Annotated in this window: 16 protein-coding genes; 6 read left to right on the top strand and 10 right to left on the bottom strand. The window is 69.2% G+C overall.

The window, feature by feature from the left end; genetic code table 11:
* Nucleotides 1-38 precede the first annotated feature (38 nt).
* Both ASG41_RS21575 and ASG41_RS21570 read right to left on the bottom strand, forming a co-directional pair.
* Nucleotides 39-968 carry a ribokinase gene (locus ASG41_RS21575; RefSeq protein ID WP_056300543.1) on the bottom strand — a complete coding sequence of 310 codons (930 nt, stop codon included), beginning with the start codon at nucleotides 966-968 and terminating at the stop codon, nucleotides 39-41.
* An 80-nt stretch (nucleotides 969-1,048) separates the two neighbouring features.
* Entirely contained in the window at nucleotides 1,049-2,758 is a 1,710-nt protein-coding gene (locus tag ASG41_RS21570) for a CBM35 domain-containing protein (RefSeq protein ID WP_056300540.1), read from the bottom strand.
* A gap of 395 nt (nucleotides 2,759-3,153) precedes the next feature.
* On the opposite strand from ASG41_RS21570, the gene ASG41_RS21565 reads away from it, so the two are divergent.
* From ASG41_RS21565 to ASG41_RS21555, 3 genes are read left to right on the top strand one after another with little or no spacing between them, the layout of a single operon-like run.
* Nucleotides 3,154-3,495: a DUF3140 domain-containing protein gene (locus ASG41_RS21565; RefSeq protein ID WP_082557216.1), complete on the top strand. Its 342-nt coding sequence runs from the start codon at nucleotides 3,154-3,156 to the stop codon at nucleotides 3,493-3,495.
* Nucleotides 3,496-3,504: 9 nt separating this feature from the next.
* Entirely contained in the window at nucleotides 3,505-4,275 is a 771-nt protein-coding gene (locus tag ASG41_RS21560; protein WP_235564995.1) for a bifunctional 2-polyprenyl-6-hydroxyphenol methylase/3-demethylubiquinol 3-O-methyltransferase UbiG, read from the top strand.
* Nucleotides 4,276-4,297: 22 nt separating this feature from the next.
* Nucleotides 4,298-5,326, top strand: coding sequence for a type III polyketide synthase (locus ASG41_RS21555; protein ID WP_056300537.1), 1,029 nt, complete (start codon nucleotides 4,298-4,300; stop codon nucleotides 5,324-5,326).
* Nucleotides 5,327-5,378: 52 nt separating this feature from the next.
* Here ASG41_RS21555 and ASG41_RS21550 read toward each other — a convergent pair whose 3' ends face one another.
* From ASG41_RS21550 to ASG41_RS23870, 5 genes are all read right to left on the bottom strand, one after another.
* Nucleotides 5,379-5,897, bottom strand: a complete 519-nt coding sequence (locus ASG41_RS21550) for a universal stress protein (protein WP_082557215.1) — start codon at nucleotides 5,895-5,897, stop codon at nucleotides 5,379-5,381.
* Between the two features lie 134 nt (nucleotides 5,898-6,031).
* On the bottom strand, nucleotides 6,032-6,580 hold the full coding sequence (locus ASG41_RS21545) for a GNAT family N-acetyltransferase (RefSeq protein WP_056300529.1): 549 nt from the start codon (nucleotides 6,578-6,580) through the stop codon (nucleotides 6,032-6,034).
* 14 nt (nucleotides 6,581-6,594) lie between these two features.
* Nucleotides 6,595-7,164: an NADPH-dependent FMN reductase gene (locus tag ASG41_RS21540; RefSeq protein ID WP_056300526.1), complete on the bottom strand. Its 570-nt coding sequence runs from the start codon at nucleotides 7,162-7,164 to the stop codon at nucleotides 6,595-6,597.
* Nucleotides 7,165-7,577: 413 nt separating this feature from the next.
* A complete protein-coding gene (locus ASG41_RS21535) occupies nucleotides 7,578-8,381 on the bottom strand; it encodes a hypothetical protein (RefSeq protein ID WP_157519641.1) in 804 nt (267 codons plus the stop codon).
* A gap of 271 nt (nucleotides 8,382-8,652) precedes the next feature.
* Nucleotides 8,653-8,865, bottom strand: a complete 213-nt coding sequence (locus ASG41_RS23870; protein ID WP_157519639.1) for a hypothetical protein — start codon at nucleotides 8,863-8,865, stop codon at nucleotides 8,653-8,655.
* 504 nt (nucleotides 8,866-9,369) lie between these two features.
* On the opposite strand from ASG41_RS23870, the gene ASG41_RS21530 reads away from it, so the two are divergent.
* A complete protein-coding gene (locus ASG41_RS21530) occupies nucleotides 9,370-9,675 on the top strand; it encodes a hypothetical protein (protein WP_056300521.1) in 306 nt (101 codons plus the stop codon).
* Between the two features lie 537 nt (nucleotides 9,676-10,212).
* Here the strand turns inward: ASG41_RS21530 and ASG41_RS21525 are convergent.
* The 3 genes from ASG41_RS21525 to ASG41_RS23860 all read right to left on the bottom strand — a co-directional run bounded on the left by ASG41_RS21525 (nucleotide 10,213) and on the right by ASG41_RS23860 (nucleotide 12,279).
* Entirely contained in the window at nucleotides 10,213-11,373 is a 1,161-nt protein-coding gene (locus ASG41_RS21525) for a tyrosine-type recombinase/integrase (RefSeq protein ID WP_056300513.1), read from the bottom strand.
* Nucleotides 11,374-11,384: 11 nt separating this feature from the next.
* Complete coding sequence (locus ASG41_RS23865; protein WP_056300511.1) at nucleotides 11,385-11,606, bottom strand: excisionase family DNA-binding protein; 222 nt, start codon at nucleotides 11,604-11,606, stop codon at nucleotides 11,385-11,387.
* Nucleotides 11,607-11,691: 85 nt separating this feature from the next.
* On the bottom strand, nucleotides 11,692-12,279 hold the full coding sequence (locus ASG41_RS23860; RefSeq protein WP_157519637.1) for a hypothetical protein: 588 nt from the start codon (nucleotides 12,277-12,279) through the stop codon (nucleotides 11,692-11,694).
* A 1,229-nt stretch (nucleotides 12,280-13,508) separates the two neighbouring features.
* On the opposite strand from ASG41_RS23860, the gene ASG41_RS23855 reads away from it, so the two are divergent.
* Both ASG41_RS23855 and ASG41_RS23850 read left to right on the top strand, forming a co-directional pair.
* Nucleotides 13,509-15,995, top strand: a complete 2,487-nt coding sequence (locus tag ASG41_RS23855) for a hypothetical protein (RefSeq protein WP_157519635.1) — start codon at nucleotides 13,509-13,511, stop codon at nucleotides 15,993-15,995.
* 333 nt (nucleotides 15,996-16,328) lie between these two features.
* Nucleotides 16,329-17,798 carry a pentapeptide repeat-containing protein gene (locus tag ASG41_RS23850; protein WP_235564994.1) on the top strand — a complete coding sequence of 490 codons (1,470 nt, stop codon included), beginning with the start codon at nucleotides 16,329-16,331 and terminating at the stop codon, nucleotides 17,796-17,798.
* Nucleotides 17,799-17,957 lie beyond the last annotated feature (159 nt).

Below are 17,957 nucleotides of genomic sequence, written 5' to 3'. Positions count from 1 at the left end.
CCCCTGCCCGCTGGGTGTGCGGGCCAACCGTCGAGGGCTCAGACGGCGCGGGCGGCGGGCAGCCGGATCAGCGCGCTGCGGACGGCGTCGTCGTCGGGCAGGCCGCCCCGCGCCCCGGGACCGGTGGTGGACAGCGCCGCCGCCGTCGCCGCGTAGCCCACCGCCCCGGGCAGCCCCTGCCCGGCGGACAGCGCCCGGCACAGCGCGCCGCAGAAGCAGTCCCCGGCGCCGGTGGTGTCCACCGGTTCGACGGCGAGCGGGGGCTGGTGCACGGCGGGCCCGTCGGCCGGGACCACCAGGACGCCGTCCCCGCCCAGGGTCACCACGACCGACCGCGCCGCCAGCCCACGGGCCAGCTCCGCGAGCTCGGCGTGCGTGCGGGCCGCGGGCACCGCCCCGGCCAGCTGCACCAGCTCGTGCTCGTTGGGCACCAGCACGTCGACCACGCCGAGCAGCTCCGCCGGCAGCGGCTGGGCCGGCGCCGGGTTGAGCACCACCGTGCCCTCGGCGGCCCGGGCCGCGGCCAGCACGGTGGGCATCGGGGTCTCCAGCTGCAGCAGCACGACCCCGGCCCGGCGCACGGGCTCGACGTCCACGTCGGCAGCGGTCAGGGCGGCGTTCGCACCGGGGACGACGACGATCAGGTTCTCCCCGCCCTCGGCCTCCACCGGGATGGTGGCCGACCCGGTGGGGGCGCCGGCGGTGCGGTGCACCCGGGTCACGTCCACGCCGGCATCGGTCAGCGCGGCCAGCTGCCGGGCCCCGGCGTCGTCGTCACCGACCCGGCCGACCATGTGCACGCCCCCGCCGAGCCGGCCCGCGGCGGCGGCCTGGTTGGCGCCCTTGCCGCCGGGCAGCACCTCGACGGCGCTGCCGATCACGGTCTCGCCGCGGCCGGGCAGCCGTCGCACGGTCACCACGACGTCCTCGTTGAGGCTGCCCACGACGGTCACGCTCGGCTGGCTCACGCCGGGCAGCCTAGGTGTGTCCGTCGCGACGGGGACGGGCCCCTCGACCGTGGTCGAGAGGCCCGTCGTCGGGTGTCGCGTCAGCGGACGGTGATGCTGTCCAGCTCGGCGAACCCGGTGCCACCGGTGGCGAAGGGGGAGCCCTTCGCCAGGCGGATGACGTTGTAGCCGGCCCGCAGGGTGACCTGCTGGGTCGCCGCCGCTGCACCGAAGGAGCCCCACGCGCCGGTCGGCGGGTAGCTGACGGTCCGGAACGGGCCGCCGTTGGTCGCCAGCGACTGGGTGGCCGTGGCGCCGGTGCCGTTGGCGTAGCGGATGGACAGCGAGTACGAGCGGGCCTCGGGCACGTTCACCACGAAGTCCACGAAGCTGTCCCGGCGGGCGTCACCGCTGCCGTCGATGCCGCCGACGTAGGCCCCGTTGGAGGCCGACGGGGAGGTGCGGGTGGCGGCGTTGACGACGGTGGAGTTCTCGGCCTCGTACACCTGCTGGAACGGCGTCGTCGGGCCGTTCACCGGGGTGACGACGAGCTGGTAGGCGCTCTCGGCGGACATGCCCTGCACCGGCACGGTCACCACGCCGTTCACCACCGGGTACGTCGTGGAGGAGACCCGGGTGGCGGCGGCGACCGCGGTGTTGCGGCCGGTGCCCGGCGTCGAGTCCAGGGTCACCCGGACCTGGGAGCCGAAGGACCCCAGACCGGTCAGCCGCACGGTGTTGCTGCCGGAGTCGCCGCCGAAGACGGTGGTGACGACCTGCCGGCTGGCGTCGTAGGAGGCCACCCCGTCCAGCCAGCTCTGCGGGGTGGTGCGCACGACGTTGCCCGACATCGACCCGTACCAGCGGTAGGCCCAGTAGGAGGCGGTGGGCTGCCCGGAGGTGGTGAACAGCCCGTCGAACGTGCCCGCCTCGTACCAGTAGGCCCGCTGGGCGTCCCGGACGTCGTAGCGCTCGAAGACCGACAGCCAGTGCACGGCGGCGCTGGGGATGTCGACCTGCGCCGGGGACCCGTACTCGTTGATCGAGATGGGACGGGGGCTGATGCCCAGCTCGCGCTCGATGGAGCGGTACTCGGCGATCCGGTCGCCCAGGCCGTTCCAGCCCATGTCGTAGAGCTCGTGCCACACGACGACGTCGGGCAGGGTGTTCGTGTCCCGGGCGTGGCGCAGGAAGGGCTCCATCAGGGCCCGCTCGTAGTGCGTGAAGCTCGGCCCGACGATCGGGGTGACCGGGTCCAGGCTCCGCACCAGCCGGTGGGTGCGGGTCCAGCCGTCGAGGTACGGCCCGGCCCGGTCGGGCTGCCAGGTCAGGTCGGGCTCGTTCCAGAGCTCGTAGCCGTTGATGTTCGTCGTGGTCGTGGCGGCGAGACGGGCCTGGACCATCTGGCGGACCTTGCCCTCCCAGTCCTCCCAGGACGTCCACTGGTAGGGGAACGTCGGGAAGACGTCGGGCAGGCGCAGGAACTGCTGGCCGCCGGCCCGGGTGATGTTGGCGGCGACGTCGAGCCCCGAGCAGCAGGGTTCGGTCGCGCCGTTGCCCAGGTGGGTGGTGCCGGGCGGCGGCTGGGTGAACTGGTTGACGCTCAGCGGGAGCAGCTGCTCGGTGGTGGGTCGGGAGTCCGACCCGACCGAGTAGAGGCCGCCGGCGCCGACGTGGGTGACCGGCCGGACGGCCGTGCCCACGTCGACGGTGAGCGTGTTGCCGGCCGCGACGGCGGGGCTCGCGGGGGTGGTCACCGCCAGCCCGACGGCGAGGGCCAGGGCGGTCAGGACGGACGTGCGTCTTTGCACGGGCTCTCCTCAGGGTGGTGGCCGGGCCCCGCGGAGCTGTGCCGGGGTGACCGAAACCGATTGCGTCATTGCCGTCTGTGACCCTGCTGTGTGGGTTGAGTCACCGTCAAGGCGTCCTGGGGAATGCCTGCTGGGAACCCTCGAGTCGGACCGGACCTCGGGTGTGGCGCGGTGGAGTGGGCAGAAAACCGGGCGAAAACAGTCGCGAGAACGCGGCGGTACCAGAACGACTGGTACCGGTGACGGTGGGTGGCGCATCGGCTCACCGGTGTTCCGGTCGAGCACCTGGTCGGGCATCTCGCCGCGCCGCTGCCTCGCTCGGTCGGCACCCGGTTTCCCCCTGACCGCGGTGCGGTACCCGTCGGACCGGACGGACACTCGACGGAGGGGACGACGTGGCAGACGACGACAAGCAGGTCCGGGAGGACTTCCACGACGCGGTCAACATGACGCCGTCGGAGCTGGAGCACTGGCTGGACACCGACGAGTCGAAGGCGGTCGGGCAGAAGTCCGGCGGGTCGGGGGAGTCCACCGGCCACGAGTCCGGCCGGCGGATCGTCGAGCTGCTGCACACGAAGGCCGGTGACCTCACCGACGACGACCTGGCGCACATGAGGAAGGTGACCGGGTACGTGAAACGGCACCTGGCGCAGGAGCCCACCTCGGAGGCGGTCGAGGACTCCCGGTGGCGGTACTCGCTGATGAACTGGGGTCACGACCCGCTGAAGAAGAAGTAGCGTCCGTCCGTGCCGACAGCCAGCGCAGACCCGGCCCGCACCGAGCTGGCCCGCAACGACCCGGCCCAGTACGACCAGCTGGCCGACTCGTGGTGGGAGCCGACCGGCGGGTTCGCCATGCTGCACTGGCTGGCCGCCTCGCGCGCTGAGCACGTGCCGCCGTCGCCCCGCCCGGACGCCGTCCTGGTCGACCTGGCCTGCGGCGGCGGCCTGATGGCCCCGCACGTGCAGCGCCTGGGCTACCGGCACGTGGGCGTCGACATCGGCGTCGCCGGGCTGCACACCGCCCGCGAGCACGGGGTGAGCCCGGTGCGCGGTTCGGTGCTGGAGGTGCCGCTGGCCGACGGCTGCGCCGACGTCGTCGTCTGCGGGGAGGTCCTGGAGCACGTCGAGGACGACGTGGCGGTGCTCGGGGAGTGCGCCCGGCTGTTGGTGCCCGGAGGCGTGCTGGTCATCGACGCGATCGCCGACAGCCGGCTGGCCGGGCCGGTGGCCGTCGGCATCGGGGAGCGCATCCCCGGCGGGCCGCCGCCGGGCATCCACGACCCGGCGCTGTTCGTCGACCGGGCCCGGTTGCTGGCCGCGGCGGACCGGTTCGGCCTGGACCTCCGGCTCGTCGGCCTGCGGCCCTCGGTGCGGGGGCTGGTCGCCTGGCGCCGCGGGCGCACCCCTGTCGTGCCGATGCGGACGATGCGGTGGAGCGGGATCCTCTTCGCCGGGTACGGCCGCAAGCGTTCCAGCAGCGGGGCCCCCGAGCCGCACGTACCGTCGATCCGGTGACGAACCGTCTGGCGCCCGCGCGATGACCGCCGCCGTGATCACCGGCGCCGGGCACGCGCTGCCGGCCACCTACACCCAGGACGACGTCTGGGACGGGTTCTTCGCCGAGCACTACGCCGACCTGCGCTCCGCGCGCCGGGTGTTCCGCGGCTCCGGCGTCACCACCCGGCACGCGGTGGCCAACCCCGTGCACGAGGACCTCTCCCAGTGGGGCACCGGCGCCCGGATGGAGCGCTACGTGAACGAGGCACTGCCGCTGGGGAAGCAGGCCGTGGCCTCGGCGCTGGACTCCGCCGGGCTCGCCCCCGGTGACGTCGGCCTGTTCGCCGTCGCCACCTGCACCGGGTACGCCACCCCCGGCCTGGACATCCGGCTGGCCAGCGACCTGGGCATGCCCGCGGGCCTGCAGCGCCTGCTGGTGGGGCACATGGGCTGCTATGCGGCGCTGCCCGGGCTGGCCGCGGTCAGCGACTTCGTCGTCGCCCGGTCCCGGCCGGCGGTGCTGCTGTGCTGCGAGCTGACCAGCCTGCACGTGCAGCCGGCCCGCAACGACCTGTCCCAGGTGGTGGCACACGCGCTGTTCAGCGACGCCGCCACGGCCGTGGTCTTGCAGCCCGACGCCCGGCGCGGCATGCGGGTCGCCGGCACGGTCGCCCGCACCGACCACTCGACCGCCGACCACATGACCTGGGACGTCACCGACCTGGGCTTCAAGATGGGCCTGTCGCCGCGGGTGCCCGACGTGCTGGCCCGGCACGTGGGCGACGTCGTCCAGGAGCTGCTGGACACCGCCGGCCTGCGGGTCGAGGACGTCGCCGGCTGGGCGGTGCACCCGGGCGGGCCCCGGATCCTGGACGTCGCGCGCGACCAGCTGGGGCTCACCGAGGACCAGATCGCGCCGTCGCGCCGGGTGCTGGCCGAGCACGGCAACTGCTCCTCGGCGACCGTGCTGCTGGTGCTCGAGGAGCTCGGGCCGGTGGACGGGCCGGTCGTCGCGATGGCGTTCGGGCCCGGGCTGACCCTCTACGCGACGTTGCTGCTGCCCGCCTGAGCGGGGGAGTGCTGGGGACCGGGCAGGGGCAGGGCCCGGTCGGGTCTGGGGGTCAGGCGCGCCGCGGGGACAGCCGGGCGTGGGTGGGTGGAGCGGGGCGGCGCAGCAGCGTCTTGCCGCGCCCGCCCATCAGCACCAGGTCGGCGCCGCGGGCGGCGCCGGTGAGGGCGGCGAACACGTGCGGGTCCAGCACCGCGGTGCGGGTCCGGCCCTGGATGCCGGTCTCGACGACCGCGCGCAGCACCGCGTCGTCCAGGGCGGCGGTGTGCGCGTCGCCGGCGGGCAGGGTCAGCCCGTCGAGCAGCGGCCCGTCGGCGGCGTCGTCCAGCACCCGGACGGCGACGACGGTCGCCTCCCGGCGGGCGGCCTCGCGCAGCGCCCAGACCAGCGCGCCGTGGTCGGCGTCGGTCTCCTCGACGACCACCAGGATCCACGGCCGGGGCCGGCGTGGAGCGGTCGGCGCCTGCGCGGCCGGTCCGGTGGCGACCGTCGGGCAGCTGACCACGGACGTCGTCGGCCGGGGAGGTGCCGCGGCTGCCGGAGCAGGCGCGGACTGGTCAGTTCCGTTCACAGGGAGATGGTGACCGGTCCGTCACGCCAGGACCAGTCCCGACATGCGGGCGGCTGCGCGTGTCCCTCCTCTGCGTGTCGAGCGTGTCGGAGCGCCGACACGCTCCGCAGTCGACTGACCCCGCCGGGTCCTGCTCACCAGAGGTCGCCGGACCGCCAGTCGCCGATCAGCGGCAGGTCGGGGTCCAGGGCCACCGGCGTCTGCGGGGTGGTGAGGACGTGGACGTGCGAGTCGTCGCCGTCGCGGGTGCCCTCGGGGGTGAGCGAGCGGAGCGGGCCGCGCCAGCGGGTCCAGCCGCGGGAGGCATACAGCGCCGCGCCGTCCTCGGTGGCCGCGAGGGCGCCCAGCTCGTGGCCGCCACGGACCAGCCGCTCGACCTCGGCCATCACCGCCCCGCCCACGCCCTGCCGGCGCGCCGAGCGGGCGACGGCGACCGCCTCGACGTACCCCGTGCGCAGGGTGGTGCCCCCGGTCAGGAGCTGGCGGGCGACCACGGCGGCGTGCCCGACCAGCTCGCCGTCCCGGGTGGCCAGGACGTGCAGGCCGCCCAGTGCGTGACCCCAGTCCGCGTCGTCGAAGTCGCCGGCGAACGCGGTGTCCAGGAACGCCCGCAGCCGCGCCTGCTCCGCCGGCCCGATGTCGGCGGTGGGCACCGTGCGCAGGGTGGGGTCCGGGCGGGTCACCCTGACAGCCTCGGTCAGCGGCGCACGGTCTGCAGGCCGCGGGTGAGCCGGGCGATCTCGTCGAGCATCGCGGTCGCGCCGGCCTCGAGCTCGGCGTTGCCGGTGAAGACGCCGTCCTCGTCGATGAACTGGGTGAAGAACGGGATGGTGGCGGCTTCGACCACCGGGACCATCCGCAGGGCGCCGAGCACCGGCTTGAGGGCCGCGGCGGCCCGGGTGCCGGCGGAGACCCCGGCGTAGGAGACCAGGCCGGCGGCCTTGTCGGCCCATTCGTGGAAGAGGAAGTCCAGCGCGTTCTTCAGCCCGCCGGGCATCGAGTGGTTGTACTCGGGGAAGACGAAGACGAACGCGTCGGCGCGGTCGATGGTCGCCGACCAGGCCTTGGTGTGGTCCTGGGTGTACTGCCGCAGCCGGGGGTGGTTCGGCTCGTCCAGCACCGGGAGGCCCGCGTCGGCCAGGTCGACCAGCTCCACGTCGAAACCGCCGTGGGCCTCGGCCTGCGCCACGACCCAGCGGGCGACGGCGATGCCCTTGCGTCCGGGGCGGGTGCTGGCGGCGATGACCTGCAGGACGGGACGGGACACGACGGGACTCCTCGGTGCGTGAGTGCTTGAGTCCTCAACCTACGCCGACCGGGCCGGGGACGACGAAGGCCCCGGTCGGCGGACCGGGGCCTGCCTACAAAGCTGCACGGTGGACCGTCGGACGTGGACCACGCCGCCGTCGCGGTCGACGTCGACCCGCGTGAGGGCGCTCAGCTCCTTCTGCGGACTTCTTCGCCCGCCGACTGACAACCTGCCTGCCTGCCTGCGGCCGAAGGTGGGTGCGCCTGGGTAACGACCAGCGCAGGGGGCTCAGAAGTCCTTGTGAGCGAGTTGCGCCTGTGTGACTCGAGGTGGCCCGGTTGGGGTGATCGGGCCCCGAGGCGGGTGACGAGGGCTCTACGTGGCGGTTGAGGGCCTACGTGGGGGAGCTGAGTGGGTGAGGAGCCCTCAGGTCATCGCGGTGGGTCGAGCCACGGCCGAACTGCCAGAGCTGCGGCGACGTAGATGTCGTTCAGCTCGAAGAAGTAGACGTCGCGCCCCAGGTGATCCCGGAACAGCAGCGACAAGGGCCAGTTGAGCTTGAGCCCGAAGCTGCTGGGTGATGAGTCCGTAAACCGGTAGCGGGTCGCCTCGGCACCGGCGGCGAGCAGAGTCCCTCGTGGGGGCGTCCAGACAATTTCAACGGGCAGTGGGGGGACCACTTCCAGCACCCGTTGATCGGCGTCCTGCGCGGTGTAGGCCATCGCGGCGTGCAGCATCTGGTGCTTGTCCGCATTGTTGATCTGGGCCAGCAACGCGAGCGGGTGCCGGTCGGGCTCGTCGGCGTGGAACGGCTGGACGGCCTCGATCAAGTCGAAGTCCTCCTGTGAGAGCCCGGCCAGTGGCCCGGCGCCGGGCCAGGGAGTGGCGACCTTGCCTCGCCACGCGGTCTCGGTCTTGAACACCGGGAACTTGTGGTTCGACTTCGGGGTTCCGCCGCTGCTGACGACGAGCGAGGTCACCACGTTGTCCAGAGCGCTGCGCGCGTTGTGCGCGAACTCCCCGAGCACCAGGCTCATCACGGGAGTGGGCTCGGCGGCGGGCCGGTAGTACGCGGAGAAGGTGCCGTCTGGGTTCGGCGTGGCGGACCCCTGAGTCGGGGTGGTGAGGACCCGGTCGATCTCCTCCAGCAAGGAGGACACGAGGACTCGGGCGCGGACCAGCTTGAGCTGCGCACCGCGTAGGACGTCCTGTGGGTCGATCACTGGCGTGGTCATGGGGGCAATCGTGACCAGTTGCACGACAGCCCGGTGGCTGCGGCCTGGGTGTACGTGTCGGGCTCTGAGCGGAGGCTGAGGTCCGTGCGTGAGACCCGCTGGTGCCGGGAGTCTGCTTTGCATTGCCGCTGGGTCAGCGCAGGCCATGGCTCACGCCACTTTGGTTCCGGCCCGTGTTCGGCGCAGTCCAGATTGGGCCGCGGCGTCTTCTACCTGGTTCGCGACGTGCCCCTGCTGATCGTGAACGCCGTGGAGTTCTCGCGAGCGGCGGTCACTTACCACCCAGCTGGCGGCGCTGTCTCGGGGAGCGGTCGATACCGGGCTGGCGCACGTGCGGGTCTCCGCCAGCGAGCCGCACGGGAGGTTCGTCGTCGGGCCGCCCAAGTCCGCTGCCGTCCGCCGCACCGTGGCGCTGTTCGAGGCCGTTCTGCCCGACCTGCGGAAGCACCTGTGCCGTTACGTCGCCGTCGACGAAGCCGCTCACGTCTTCAAGGGCCGACTGGAGTCCGCATCCGGCAGATCGGGTTCCAGAAGCACAAGCGGGCGGCGATGGCTCACGACCAGGTGACGAGCGTGCACTTCCACGATCTGCGGCACACCGGCAACACCCTGACCGCTCACGGTGGCGCGAACCTGTCGGACGTCATGACGGGCATGGGCCCCTCGTCCACGCGGGTCGCTCGCATCTACCTGCACACCCACTCCGGAGCGGGATCGTGCGGTCGTGACAGGCCTCAACGGGCTGCTCACGGGTGCGGCACCTAGGGCCTCTCCTGCGGATCTTGAACGCCACCACCCACGTCCCTGGAGGCGGCTTTAGACACAGCTCCGTCGAGCCGATACCTCAGCCGTGCCGAAGCACCCCGGTTATCCGTTCATCCCCAAGTCAACAGCGCACCTTCGGGCTGGTGACTTTTGGGCCATCCCGCTGCGACGAGGCGGTTGGTACGCGTGCGGCCGGGTGCTCTGTGTATGGCCTGAAGGGCGCGTGCACGTCGTCATCGGCCTTCTCGATTGGTGTGAGCCGGCCCCGCCCTCGGCGGAGAGCGTCGATGGCGCGGCGGTCCTGGAGTTCGGCCACGCGCACGTCAAGACGATCGCGTTGACGGGTGGCCCACTTCTCGGCTACCACCCTCTTGCGCTGGGCGAGGGCTACGCCCTCGGAGGCTCAACCTGGGGCTACCTGTTCATCGAGGACAGAGCGCACTCGCACTTCGGGCGGCACTTTCCCGAGCATCCCAATCCGGCAACGGAGCGCCCAGCTCCGCTACAGAGCGACTGGCGCGGCTGTTAGCTCATGTCTCTCAGTGGGCCGCTCATGGACACGGGGACGGCCTTCAGGGCAGAAGAGCTCGTGGCCCACGGGCAGGAGGCACGCCCCTACCCTGACGCCATGGCGAAGCGAGAGGCCGTCGAAAAGCCGTCCGTCTAGCGCCGGTCAGGCCGCGACCGCGCTTCGCTGCACGACCCTGAGTAGCTCTTGGCCACCTGCTCCCGCATCGATGGCGAACGACAGTCCGCGCTTCCGGCAGGTCCCTGACCAGCCGCCCACATTGGGCCGCTCGGGACACCGGCAGCGGTCGCGGCGCACATGATCCGTAGGACACGCCCCAGCGGGGATCGGGCACGTAGCGGGCACGCGGCCCCGTTGGCTCTCCGAACGACGAAGGCCCAGGCTCAGCTGACACGCCGTCTACCTGGGCGTCTGCTGTAGAGCGGGTGACGAGAATCGAACTCGCACTGTCAGCTTGGGAAGGACTAGTGCGGGACGGGAAAGCCCAGCTCAGAGCACCTGTTTAGCTTGTCACCCCGGTCGTGACCTAGGAATGACCTAACGCCCTGGTCCGGGTCGGTTCACGGACCTGCTCCGTCGTGCCATCGAGGGCGGCGGCTGTGGGGGCGTGATCCGCGCTTCGAGCGCGCGCGCGATCTCGGCGTCGCGGTCGTCGTTGGCGTGCTGGTAGATCAGCGCGGCGTCGGGACTGGCGTGGCCGAGCCGGCGCATCAGCTCCTTGGTGCTCGCCCCGGCTGCGGCGGCGAGCGTGGCGCCGGTGTGCCGCAGCTCGTGCGGCCGCACAGGCCCGAGGCCGACCGCGTCCGCGGCCCGGCGGAACGTCTTCCCGAAGTTGGCGGCGCTGAGGAACGTCCCGCTGCGGGTGCCGAACACGAGGGCGTCCGCGGTGTCTGGCACGTAGCGGTCCATGTGCCGGACCAGGGCGATGCGCACGCTGGTGGGGAGGGCGACGGTGCGGTGCCCGGCCTCGGTCTTGGGTTCGCCGACGACCCAGCGACCGTCGTAGTAGCGGACTGCCCGCTCGATCCGCAGCCGGTTGCCGCCTTCGAGGACGTCGGACCGGCGGAAAGCTGCCTCCTCGCCGAAGCGGAGCCCGCCGAAGGTCAGGACCATTACCAGGGCGCTGTACCTCTCCGTGCGGGATGACTGGCCGAGGTGGTCGGCGACGGCGGTGGCCTCCGCGGCGGTGAGGGCCCGGGACGGGCGGGCCGCCTTCGGCGTGGACGCCCCGCGCAACTTGCACGGGTTGGCCGCGATGGCGTCGTCGGCGACGGCGACGCCCAGGACGGCACGCAGCAGGCGGTAGCTCTGGGCGAGCACGGCAGGCCCGGTCGTCGCGGCCGCGGTGGTGTGCCAGGTGCGCACCATCGCCGGGGTGACGTCGCCGACCTCGACGCCGGTCCACCGGTCGGCGAGGTGCAGCCGCCACAGGTTGGCGTAGAGCACCCGGGTCGAGTCGCGGAGATCCTGGCGCTGGAGGTACTCGCCGGCGAACTGGTCGACCGTGCGGCGAGCGCCCTCGGGTGCCCGCCACATGCGGCGGACGGCGTCGGTCTGCTGGGTCGCGAGCCAGACCCGGGCGTCGGACTTGCTGGGGAAAGTGGCGGACCGGCGCTTCCCGTCGGGTCCGGTGCAGCGGGCTCGCCACTTGCCCGACGCCATCTTGTCGATGGCCCCGAAGCCGGCGCGTGACGCCATGCCGGCGGCCGTCAGACCGCGGTGGAGGTGGAACCCATCGGGTGGACGGTTCCCGCATCGAGGTAGGCGTCGAGGTCGGACTGCCAGAAGCGCAGTGAGCGGCCGGCCTTCGTGTGGGTGATCCTCCGCTCGGCGACGAGGCGGTAGACCAGGCGCCGGCCGCACCGGAGGTACTCGGCTGCGCTGTCGATGTCGTGCAGGCGGTCGGCGGTCCGGTTCCTGGCGGTGGTCACGGGTTGCCTCCTGGCACTGGTGCGCACCCGTGCGGTCCGCCCCGGGGGACGGTTGCCCGTCGGCCAGACCAGGTTGCTTGCGCGTTCACCAGGTGTCACCGCGCCGGGGGTGACGTCGGTGGGTGGGGTCGGGTTTGCTACCTGGACCCATGAACGCCGGTGGGGTGACGTCGGTCCACCGGATGCTGCTGCCCATCCCCCGATGGTCGAGCGCTTGCTGGACGAGCCGGACCTCGTTGGCGATGCCGGTCAGGTGGCGGCCGTACACAAGGTGATCGTCGAGCTGACGGGTGAGCTCGCGGAGCCAGGCGTGCCACTCCTGGTGTCGTGGTACTCGGCGCGGCGGTGGGGGAGTGGGCACCTCGATCACCCGCTCGACCACCTCGACCGCACTCAGACCGGAAGCTGCGGCACGCCTCTGTTCCCACGCCCGTTGCCGACACGACGCGGAGCACCACTTCGGCACCGGCCCCCGCGCCTTCGGCGTGATGGATCCCAGGCACCAGCCGCAGGTCGTGGCTGCCCGTCGACGGTGCTCGGCCGGGACGGGCTCGGTCGCACGCGGCGGCGGGGTGGACGGGTCGGCGGGACGCGGTCGCTCGTCGGCGACCCGGCGCTGGCGTTCGCGCTCGCGGCGGCGTTCCTGCTGGCGGCGGGCGTAGGGGGTGGACATGTCCTACGGGGGTGACATGTGGCCTTGGCAGGTGTCACGACGAGTGGGCGCACCCGAAGTGCAAGAGGTGTGTGGGCCAGTTGTGCGAAGGCGTGGTGGTGATGCGGAGTGCGCTGACCGTCGGGCTGGGCACGATGGCAGAACATCCGTGCTGCCGTTGCAAGACAGGAACGAAAGCTGCGCGTGGGCCGAGCGCGGCCGCGACCCCCGCGTGGGCCTCTAGCGCCTGGCTTCGCCACCCCGCCGCTGGCAGCCGCCCTCGTCACCGCCAGGGCGACCTACAACACGACGGACACACCTGCTCCGCGCAGGCGGTTGCCGAATTCGTTGTCACGGGCTGCACCGGGCCGTTGCAGGAGGCGCTCGGCCAGAGACGCTGATGGCGCCCGAGTTGACAGCATGGTCGGCCCACGAGGCGAGGCGAGGAGCACGGGTCAGGCGTGCGGCGCTAGCTTGCTGGCTAGCAGGGCGCATTAATCGGAAGCAGCCAGCTCTTTATCGAAGACACATGAAATTCATTGAGGACCGATACAGGACCGCATGCTGTCGCGCCCGTGCCTGGCGTTGATCGTCGACCGATCCGTCGCGAACGTAGGCGCTCTGGTAGGCACACAGGGACGTCGTCTCGACCCGGGCCGCCGCCGTCGGCGTCGGAGGGCGACGAGCTTGCGGTCGCAGATGCGGCCGTCGCCGATCTGGGCGGCGGGCTTACTGAAGAGGGCAGCCCGTCTCGAAGGGTAGGCGTGACGGGGGCTGGGACCTCGACGAGCCGTTCGACCACCTCAATGGCCAGATGTCCGAAGGCGGGTGTCCGACCGTACTCCAGGTAGGGAGCTGCCAGCTGGCTGAGCACCACTTCGGGGTCGGATCGCGGCTGCTTGGAGTGATGCGGCTGCCGCACCACGCGCAGGTAGCGGCAGCCGCCCGGCACTCCGGGCAGCGCATATTCTCCTCAGCCACGTCGGTTCGCCGCGGTGCGCGCGGCCATCGCTCTGCCTGATTGCGTCGTCGCAGCTCGGCTTCTGCTCGCCACCTCCGGTAGGCGCTGTCCCGTTGCTGACCAGGCCAGCGCCACTTCTCAGTGGCCTCTAGTTTCTCGTCATCACGAGTCCCGGTCACCGAGATGCATTAGGCGTGATGGGCGTCAGACCTGCGCCTCTCCGCTGCTTGATGCCTAGGGCGACTGAGATATCGGATCGCTGGGCTACCGTCCGGCTCATGATGGCGGCATGAGTACCGGACGTCAGCGGCGCGCGCGTCGCGAGAGAAGGCGGCGGGCACGAAAGGCCGCCCAACAGGTTCGCGCGGGCGCGCGTCAATTCCCTCGGACCGTTTCCTCGATCGAGTCCGCGTACGAGCGGCTCGCCGGATACGTCCAGGCCGCGAACAGCTTCGAGGAAGCGGCCGCAGCGGCGCGTGCAGACCTCGGTCGCGCGGTTCGTGAGACGCTTTCAGCGGCCCGAAATCAGGGGATTTTGCGCGTTGTCCAAAGTGTTCGAGCCACGATGGCGATGCAGCACGCCACGGGTGGCCCGGAGCCATTGCCCGCAGTGCTTGAGGTCATTGCCATCGCGTTGACTTGCCGCGACGTCAATCAGGAAAGCGCTCAACCGGCAGAACAGGATCCCGAGTTCTTCCCCCTAAGTATCCAGGCCTCGGCTCAGGCCGCTGTTGAAGCTGGGGCGATGCTTCCTCTATTTGAGACCCCGCCTTCAGACGCCATAAGCCAAGTGCTCGTCGCGTCTGTTCAACGCGAAATCATGCTTCGTAACCCTGTGTATCCCCACATGCTGAGAGAAACGCTACGAGGCCTTTTCTCGGATTCGAATGTAGACCGCGATTGCCGAGGCACTCTTGGATTCTCGGGTCTCGAAGCTGTTGATGTCATGGAAGCGGTGAGAGTGCTGTCCATCGAGGCGCTTGAAGAACGCTTTTCCCGCATGGAAGCCGCTCGTGACGCCAGTCTTCCTATGCTCAAGTCGATCAACCGCGTGAGGCGCGCCGTCGATGGGGCTGGCGCGCAATTCGAGCCCCAGCTAGAAGACGAACACCGAGCAGTTGCCGAAGAGCTATTCGCTGCACTAGAAGACCTCACGACGTACGTCGATCATTCTGCGGCGATCGACATCCAAGCCGTCGCGGGCAAGACTGGCTACACGGAAGAAGTCGTCGAGGCCGTCCTCGACGCGTTCACACTTCAGGGCATTACCGATGTGGACGAAGCCATGGAACGTTTCTTTCACGGCGACAACCCCCTGCGCACAGCGCCGCTCGTGCGTGATCAGGATGGTCGGCGAATGTTGGTTCATGATGCGTTAGCCCTGCCGGCGGTTCGTGAAGTCATCGAGACGAAACTCAAGGCGGCTGGCAAGACCTCTGCCTATGACCGACACCGTGGTCGGTGGGTGGAGGACGCAGCTCTTGATCTTATCGCGGCAGCTTTGCCGGGCGCTGCAGTCCATCGATCCTTTAACTACTTCGTCCCAGATCCAAAGGCGGCAGGCAAGCAAGATACTCCTGCGCAGTTCACGAAGCGGGTGGAAGCGGATGGGCTGATTATCGTCGATGACGTTGCGCTGATCATCGAGGTCAAGGCCGTGTCGCTCACCGCTGAGGCGCGGGGAGGTGTTGCGCGACGCCTGCAAGGCAAGTTGCGCGACATCGTGACGTCGGCGGCCAATCAGGCCGAACGGCTACGCGAAAGGATCGTGGAAGACAAACGTATCAGACTTGATGATGACAAGTGGATAGAAGTCGGTGGCATTCGCGAAATTCATACGATCGCTGTTGGTCTCGAGGACTTGTCAGGCGTCACGACGGCCACAGCGATGCTCGTCGATGCTGGCGTGCTCAAGCCGGAGAACATACCGTGGACCGTCTCGCTGCACGACCTCCGAATTGTTAGCGAGCTCGTGGAACGTCCATGTGAATTACTCCTCTATTTACGTCGGCGCACGCACCCTGATGTTACGAAGAAGTTCCTTGCCGTCGATGAACTCGACCTGTACTTGCAATTCCTACGTCGCGGCCTATACGTCGAGCCTGACCCGAAAGCGCGCGCGGAGGCACTTCCGTGGACGGGGTCACCCACCGTCGCGTCGCTTCGGCGCCATGCAGCACAAGGTCGCGAACTGATCGCAAGCCAGACCGCCCCTCTGGACGCCTGGTATGAGGCTCAGCGAGAGCCCTCGAACGCTAGCGCTGAGAAGCCGCGACTGCCGGTTGATGCCGCTCTACTTAAGTTGATCGACAACATCTCAGAAGAGAAGCCGAATGGTTGGCTCTCCACGACGGCCATCCTATTAGAGGGAAGCGATAAGGTCCAGCGTAAATTCGGACGATACGCGCGAGACCTGAGCCGTGCAGTCAAACAAGACGGTCGTCACCACTCGGTCACGAACGTTGTCACAGATACCGCTGGTAATCCGTTCGTTCTTGCCTGGGCCTGCCCTGGGAAAGGTGAGTCGGTCGACGAGGCGCATCAATACCTTCAGCGATACCTGTCGGCCAAGAAGTATCAAATGCGCGCACACCGGGCAGCTCTGATGCTCTTCGACTCGCGTAACGCGCAACTACTAGAGCTGCTATTCGACAACCGCCTCGTGATCCCAGACGAAAATCTAGCCCGAGACGCGACCCAACTGATTCCGATTGATGCCATGGGCGCAAAGGTGCCGAGACCGGGAAGAGCGAAGCGGGGCAATAGTAGGCGGTGACCGGACGCCGACCAGCCGTGTCGGATCTTGGCTATGTGGGGTTGAGAGGAAATAATCACGACGGTAGCGGGCCCCGCTTGGGGGGCCCGAGCCAGTGCCCTGAGGACGGCACCCGCGCGCTCAGGAAGGTCCGTCGGACCGCCCAGCTATCGTCGACTGGATAAGGAAGATTGACCGCAGATATATCGAGCCGCCACGAGGTGCCTGTGTCCGAAATGGTCGGCCCGCGGCCGGCCGGTACCGAAGGTGCGCGATGAAAAGGGGGGTGCGACATTGGACCGGGACGTGAAGTCGTCTGAGCAGCGGGCCACACTCTTTCGGCATGGGTTAGCAATGAGCGTTTCGATCGTCGTTCTTGGAGGCCTGACTCTTGTCGGGCTCGCGACCGTCGGTATCTGGCTTGTCTACGGTCGGCCTGACTTTCAGCAGGTCGATGCGGTGTCGCCAGGAGGCGCCCTCGATGCGATAAAGGTGTCCGCGGGCCTGGTGGCCGGAGTCGGTGCTGCCGTTGCACTGGTCGTCGCTTACCGAAAGCAGCGGCTGGGCGAAGAAGAACACCGCTTGCAGGAGGAATCATCTCAACGCGACGCTAACCGACTGTTCAACGAGCGGTTTGCGCGTGCGTCCGACCAGATCGGTTCGGAGAGAGCTGCAGTCCGACTAGCGGGAATCTATGCGATGGCTGGCCTTGCAGATGACTGGCACGAAGGGCGCCAAACCTGCATTGACGTGTTATGTGCATACCTCAGGATGCCTTTTGCGCCACGTGGGCCGCTTCCAACCTTCGACCAACCGGAGTACCGACGGCCCCGACCGTGGGAGATGTTCATTGGCGGCGAGCCTGTCGCAGGCCCAAACGTCGACGCGGCGGGTGAGGCGCAGGTTCGCACCACCGTCATTCAGGTGCTGCGGGATCATCTCGTATCTGAAGACGGCCGCTCCTGGCAAGGCGCCGAGTTCGACTTCACCGGCTCGGTTCTGGAGGATGCATCTTTCGATGGAATCATCTTTTCGGACTGCCATGTGCGCTTTGACGATTGCCTCTTTGTAGGGGAATGCGGTTTCTCGCAGACCACGTTCCGTCGCAGCGACGTGTCCTTCCTGAATGCCGTCTTCGCGGGGCGACTTGGGTTCGAGTACTCAAAGTTCGAAGAATCGGACATAACTTTCTACGGCGACTTTACGGAAAAAACAGACGCTAACTTCCAAGGCGCTTCCCTAACAAGCGGCACGCTTCGAATCTTGGGTCCGCGCAAGCACGGCGGCAGCGTCAGCTTTGTCGAGGCTGACTTCTCGGGTGGCGTGCTGGAGTTGAATCCATCAATGCTTCACGATGGTGCCTCCATTGCATTTAGCAGGGCAAAAATCTCTGGGACGGACGTTCGGATTCTCGGCGGCGAGCACAAAGCGGGAAGCATCTGGTGCAATGGCATCGATATGACTGCGGGCAGCTTCATTTTTGGGGCGGCAGAGTGGTCTCAGTGGCCAGTAAGACTAGAGGGGACCGAATTTTCGTTCGACGGGGCGCGCGTATCTGGCGGGGAGATCGCACTACGGCATGTGCTCATCGACGGCAGTGACGTCCACTTCGAAAACTTCGAGATGCTGGATGGACGCCTTAACATAGCGTCGTGTGAGGTTGACTCCGGCACGCTCCGCTTTCTGAATCCGGTCATGACCGGCGGTGAGGTGGTGATGCTGGAATCGCAGAGGTCTGGGCCACTAAGAGCCGTGACCGCAGCATCGCAGGCTGGCGGAGCACGGTTGATTGCTGCGGCGACGGATGACATCAGCCCGCCGTAGAATGATCGGCCTCGCGCGTGCAGCCATGAATTCTTATGTCTGGTCGCGGGTGGCGCGCGACGCTGGGACGGTCTTGTCGGTTACGTCGGCAGCAACGACAACCTGCCGATGAGTGACGGGCCATCGAAATTCCCTTGCTGCTCGTCGGCGGTCTCGCTT

Origin of the sequence: Modestobacter sp. Leaf380 (assembly GCF_001424485.1) — a bacterium.
Lineage (GTDB): Bacteria > Actinomycetota > Actinomycetes > Mycobacteriales > Geodermatophilaceae > Klenkia.
The sequence above is the reverse complement of the archived record's forward strand: the minus strand, read 5'-3'. Positions and strand labels throughout refer to the sequence as shown.

Excerpts from the sequence above, each read along its gene's own strand:
- ASG41_RS23850 (WP_235564994.1), top strand. The coding sequence starts at position 16,329 with ATGAGCGTTTCGATCGTCGTTCTTGGAGGCCTGACTCTTGTCGGGCTC.
- ASG41_RS21555 (WP_056300537.1), top strand. The coding sequence starts at position 4,298 with ATGACCGCCGCCGTGATCACCGGCGCCGGGCACGCGCTGCCGGCCACC.
- ASG41_RS21525 (WP_056300513.1), bottom strand. The coding sequence starts at position 11,373 with ATGGCGTCACGCGCCGGCTTCGGGGCCATCGACAAGATGGCGTCGGGC.
- ASG41_RS23860 (WP_157519637.1), bottom strand. The coding sequence starts at position 12,279 with ATGTCCACCCCCTACGCCCGCCGCCAGCAGGAACGCCGCCGCGAGCGC.
- ASG41_RS23855 (WP_157519635.1), top strand. The coding sequence starts at position 13,509 with ATGAGTACCGGACGTCAGCGGCGCGCGCGTCGCGAGAGAAGGCGGCGG.
- ASG41_RS21535 (WP_157519641.1), bottom strand. The coding sequence starts at position 8,381 with ATGACCACGCCAGTGATCGACCCACAGGACGTCCTACGCGGTGCGCAG.